The organism is Rhodococcus sp. T7 (genome assembly GCF_009872365.1).
GTDB lineage: Bacteria > Actinomycetota > Actinomycetes > Mycobacteriales > Mycobacteriaceae > Rhodococcus_F.
Genome location: NZ_WXYH01000163.1, coordinates 1 through 3,090, shown reverse-complemented (window position 1 = coordinate 3,090; position 3,090 = coordinate 1). Strand labels below are relative to the sequence as shown.

Genomic DNA, 3,090 nt, shown 5'->3' with positions numbered 1-3,090 from the left:
GTCGTACTTCTTCGGTGCAGGCATACCAGCATTCTCCTTGTTAGATCAGGAGTCTCCACCTCGTCCAGGACGGTTCATAGTGCACCGGGACCCAGTCCTGCTCGTCGATACTGTCGATCGCCCGGGTGATCCGGGGATTGCGGGTCATGCCCACGGAGAACTCGATACCCGCGGCGATCGCGGCACCGATGACGGCCTTGTTTCCGAACGCCGAATCACCGCGGGCCATGATCTTGCCCGTCGCGCCGCAGGCGCGTGCGGTGGTGATCGCCGAGCGCAGCTGGGAGGCGGCTCCGCGGCCGGAGCCGGTCTTGCCGCCGCGCAGCCGCATCTCGGTGACCACCGGGGCCGCCTGCGCGGTGGACAGAGTCGTGACCAGCGGGTTCAGGCCCTTGCGCAGCACGGTGCGGCCGGAGACCTTGGCGTGCCCATAGCTTGCGCCCTCCTTGGCGTGCCCGTAGACCGGGCGCAGCAGGGAATCGATGTCGAGGAACGCCCGGTCCTCGATACCCGGCAGCAGGGGTGTGCGGGCGGCGAGGGCGATCAGGTGTCGGCGCAGCACCGCCCCGAGCTGCAGGCTGTGCCCGAAGGTGAACTCGCGCAGAAAGATCCCCAGGGTCGACGGGGCGTAGACCTGGTCGAACAGGGCGGGCATCCCACCGGCCCGGAGCAGGTTCATATCGTCGATGTAGTCCGCCCCGGTGCACATCCCGGCGATGATCGAGGTCAGCTTCCCGACCGGGTTGGCAGCGCCCGATTTCACCCGGGCACTGTCGATGTCGACATGGACGTCGATCAACTCCGACAGTCCCGCCTGCTCGGCCAGTTCCAGCACCGGGACCAGCCCGGCCGACGACACGAGATTCGTCTCATCGAAGACAGCGGAGTCCGCGCGGAAGGTGTGCGATGATTTCAACTGAAAGTGCCTCGTGGTGTGGTGGACAGTCAGGACCTAGACACTCCCGATTATCCCAGCTCACAAGGCACTTTCCTCATCTCACACGCCGATCCACCATCGAGATCATCCGTCGGGTGGCCCGGGGGAATCGCACCCCCGGGCTCCCACAGATCCCGGCGTGACAGTCTCCCGTCACCGGGCTCTTGTCATTCTGGTCACCAGACGCGCGCGACCGAGGGAACCCATTTCCAGTGCGCGAACAGGCGGGGATACCGTGCGGTGATCCCCTGCCAGCACTCGATGGCTTTCTTCTCGGCCCGCAGCCGTCGATATTTCTTGCGGATCCACCGCACCAAGTAGGCGTTGATGCGTGAGAGGACTTGATACATTGCGGAGCGGTGAAACGCCCCGTAGTACTGCATCCAGCCCCTCACGATCGGATTGATGCGTTGCGCGAGGTCGGCGAAAGTGTGACCAGTGCGGGTGTGCAGCCGCCAGGACCGCACCGCCGCACCGATCTTCTTCACAGCAGCCTTGCTGATCGCGGGCAAGAACGCGCTGAAATGCTGCCCGTGCTTGTTCCGCGCCCTGCGCTGGCGGAATGTGAACCCCAGGAACGTGAACGACGTGTGCTCATACGAGCCACGTCGCGTGCCGTCCTGGCAGTAGACGATCCGTGTCTTGTCGGGATGCAACCGCAACCCGACCTGTCCCATCCTGTCGCCGATCGCGGCCAGCACCCGCTTCGCTTGATGCTCGCTGGTGCAATGCACCACCGCATCGTCGACGTAACGTTCGAACGCGATACCCGGAAATTCCCGGGCCATCCACGCGTCGAACGCATAGTGCAGGAACAGATTAGCCAGCACTGGCGAGACCGCAGACCCCTGCGGGGTCCCCCGGTCTCGTTGTTGCAAGACCCCGTCGGCCTGCTGCAGCGGCGCCTGAAGCCACCGCTTCACATACAACAGCACCCACGGTTGGTCGGTGTTTGCCTCGACCGCTTTGACGATGAACTCCCAAGGCACGGTGTCGAAGAACTTCTCGATATCGAGGTCGATGACCCAGTTGCTCTTCCAGCACCGTCTCCGGCACGCACCCACCGCATCGAGCGCCGACCGGCCCGGGCGGTAGCCGTAAGAGTCCGGATGGAAGATCGGTTCGACCCTGCCCTCCAACCTCCTGGCCACCACCGTTTGAGCGACGCGATCGGCCACGGTGGGCACCCCTAGAATTCGGGTTCCCGCGCCGTGCGGCTTCGGTATTTCCACCGCCAACACCGGAGGAGGAAAGTAACTCCCCGAAGACATCCGATTCCACACCCGATACAGATTGTTCTTCAGGTCCTTCTCGAACTCCTCGATCGAGCACCCGTCCACGCCCGGCGCACCCTTGTTCGTTCTCACCTTCTCCCACGCCTCACGCACTTCCCACTTCGAAATCTCGAACGACTTGCCTGACGATGTCAGCTCGCCCATGCGACTCCTCCCGACACATGCCGGTTGATCGAGTGAACAAACCACGAATGACCTGGCCCCTTGGCTCCACCGCCACCGCGTCAAGCAGCGGTCTCACAGCTACTACGGGCCAGTCCGCCGGCGCGGACCCGCATCGGTACTCGATCCCTCACGGTTTCAGCCGCTCGGAACACTCCCTCTCACCCATCCTCGAACCTTGGGGATGGACAGTATCGGGCCACGCCTTCTCACGTTCCACGTAAGAGCGGCAGATCGGGCTCACGTCGCCTGTATGCCGGACACCGCCTGGCCAGTATGCGGGACTCCCGCCAGACTCCTCCCGGGGCTATCCGTATACCCCGGTTTTGATGTCATCCGAACCTGTTACGACATTTCAACAGCTGTGACGCTCGTCTTCCCGATCCCTGCCTGACGCATCACGTGCGCCTTTTCCCACATCGCTCACCACGACGGTCTTCAGCCAACGCAGCAGTGGGCGGCTTGAAGCCCTCCCCCGCAGGACGGCTCCGAGGGGCCATACACCCTCATCTCTTACGCAGCACCGCTTCAAGAAGCTCTTCCTACATCAAGCTCCTTTCCACGTTCGTGACACACACGGATTCAGGCTTAGAGCGTGTCTCATGTGGATGAAGTGACCTGTGGGACATAATGTGACGCGTGGTAGATGAGTTGTCACTGAGGTTGGTTCCGGATGCGTTGTGGGAGATAGTCGAA

Annotated in this window: 1 protein-coding gene and 1 pseudogene; both read right to left on the bottom strand. The window is 63.0% G+C overall.

All coding sequences use genetic code 11. The features are described from left to right. Nucleotides 1-76: 76 nt before the first annotated feature. Nucleotides 77-916: pseudogene (locus tag MLGJGCBP_RS17360) on the bottom strand (IS1380 family transposase); the annotation flags it as partial. Between the two features lie 197 nt (nt 917-1,113). Beyond that, complete coding sequence (gene ltrA / locus MLGJGCBP_RS17355; protein ID WP_160097167.1) at nt 1,114-2,376, bottom strand: group II intron reverse transcriptase/maturase; 1,263 nt, start codon at nt 2,374-2,376, stop codon at nt 1,114-1,116. Nucleotides 2,377-3,090: the final 714 nt, after the last annotated feature.